Annotated in this window: 1 protein-coding gene and 1 pseudogene; one reads left to right on the top strand and one right to left on the bottom strand. The window is 76.8% G+C overall.

The window, feature by feature from the left end; genetic code table 11:
• The first annotated feature begins 296 nt into the window (after positions 1 to 296).
• Complete coding sequence (locus tag E1291_RS41135) at positions 297 to 674, top strand: phage holin family protein (protein ID WP_242614695.1); 378 nt, start codon at positions 297 to 299, stop codon at positions 672 to 674.
• A 53-nt stretch (positions 675 to 727) separates the two neighbouring features.
• Here the strand turns inward: E1291_RS41135 and E1291_RS42980 are convergent.
• Positions 728 to 2,051 (bottom strand): annotated as a pseudogene (locus E1291_RS42980) (hypothetical protein); the annotation flags it as partial.

Below are 2,051 nucleotides of genomic sequence, written 5' to 3'. Positions count from 1 at the left end.
CCGGCAGCTGATCGAGCGACTCGGTCTGCGCCGCTAGCACCGAGAGGGAGTGGTCCGCCGGGCCACTCCCTCTTCGCTTTCGGCCGGCGGGCGCCGCGCCGCCCGTGCTCGCGGACCAGCAGGCCACCACCCGGACGTTCGCGCCGCGGCGTCCCGCCCCCGCCGGTGCCCCCGTCGCCTCCCCCTTCTTCGACCGGAGCGAATGACCCGCCTCGTTCGGGATGATGAGTACGGCGAAGGACGAAATCGCCGCGTGGAGGGATGGCACGCCCGTTCCCGGCGGGGATGATCGTGGTGTGCGGATTCTTCTCAAAGTAGGCATCACCGCGGCCGCCCTCGGGGCCGCCACGGCGCTGATCGGCGGCATCACGGTCAGCGGTGACACGGCCGGACGGCGGGCCCTGACCCTCGTCGCCGTCGCGGTGATCTTCGGGTTGGTCAACGCCATCATCAAGCCGATCGTCAAGACGGTCGGCTGCGCCTTCTACATCCTCACCCTCGGCCTCATCGGCTTCGTGGTGAACGCCCTGCTGCTCCTGCTGACCAGCGAGCTCGCCGAGCGGATGGACCTGCCCTTCCACGTCTCGGGATTCATGCCCGCGCTCAAGGGCGCGATCGTGGTGGCCGTCGTCGGCTGGATCCTCCACCTCGTCCTCGGCGGCGACGACGACTGAGCGCCCGGACCCGCCGGATCGCCGCACCGGTCACCGGTGCGGCGATCCGGCGTTCACCGCCCGGTGACGTCCCGCGGCGTGACGTCCGGCGTGGCGGCGCGGCGCGCGAACGGGCCGCTCTCCAGCCGGTCCGTGAGCGCGTCGGGTAGCGGGGCCGAGTCCGTCTCGTCGCCGCCCGTGCCGGGCTCCGGCGGGGCGAGCGCGGCGGCGTACTCGCGGTAGGACGGCGGCCTCGTCTCGGGGGCGCCCACGAGGATCCAGCGGCGCGCCCGCACCGCGCCGATGAGGAACTCCGCGTCCCGCAGCGCCCCCGCCCCGGCGACGATCAGCGCGTCGAACTCCTCCTCCGCGGCCGTCATCCCCGCGCCGAGCGGCGTGCCGATGACCAGGTCGGCGGTGCGGAGCAGGACCTCCCCCGCGTCCCCGGGGCCGCCCTCCAGATAGCCGGTGAGCCGCTCGATCCGGGCCATCGCGCGCCGCTGGTGCGTGGCGATCAGCTCCGGGTCGCCGGCCGGGTCGGACCCGCAGATCTCCCGGACGTTCTCCCGCGAGCGGGCCTCCGCCTCGGCCGCGGTCTCCAGCTCCGCCGCCCGTGCCGTCCGCTCCCGCGCGGCCTCCGCCACCCGCCGGTCGAGGGCGCTCTCCGCCTCCGCGACCCGGCCCGCCGCGGCGTCGGCGTCCGCGCGGGCGCGCCCGGCCGTGGCGAGGGCCTCCTCGCGGGCCGTCCGCGCGGCCTCCGCCCGTTCCTGGACCACCTGCGCGGCCTGCTGCGCCACCCGCGCCTCCAGGCTCGCCTGCGTCGCCCGGTCGACGGACTCGGCGGCCAGCCGCGCCTGCTCGCGGTACTCGGCCGTCGCGGTCTCGCGCTCGGCCGCCAGCCAGGTCAGCTCGGTCCCGAGACGCTCCTGCGCCTCCTGCGCCGTCGCCAGCCGCGCCCCGCCCTCGGACACGAACGCCGCCAGCCCCCGCCGCCGCTCCTCCGCCTGCTCCGCCGCGTCCTTGGCCGCCTTCGCCTTCTTGGCCGCCTCGTCCGCCTCGCGGGCGCGCGCCTTGACCTCGGCCCGCATGCCGCTCAGCCCGGACGGCGGGGACGCCACATGCAGCCGCTGGCCGAGCGTCATCTTCCGGCGCATCGCCGACAGCGCCGACTCCGCCGTCACGAGCCGGTAGTAGCTGGCGTGGCCCTCCGCCGAGGCGTCGGCGTCCGCCGCCGCGAGCCGGCCCGCCTCCTCCGCCGCGGCGGGCAGCGCCGCGCGGGCCCGATCGAGCTCGCCGGTGAGCGACTCCTCCAGCCGCCGCGCCGCGTCCAGCTCCCCCTGGGCGGTGACGGCCCGCGCGTCCAGCTCCGCGCAGCGCGCGTGGGCGGCGTCGGCGGTG

The sequence above is a fragment of the Actinomadura roseirufa genome (genome assembly GCF_900659635.1).
Lineage (GTDB): Bacteria > Actinomycetota > Actinomycetes > Streptosporangiales > Streptosporangiaceae > Spirillospora > Spirillospora roseirufa.
Note: the sequence above shows the minus strand (reverse complement) of the source record. Positions and strands in the feature narration are given on the sequence as shown.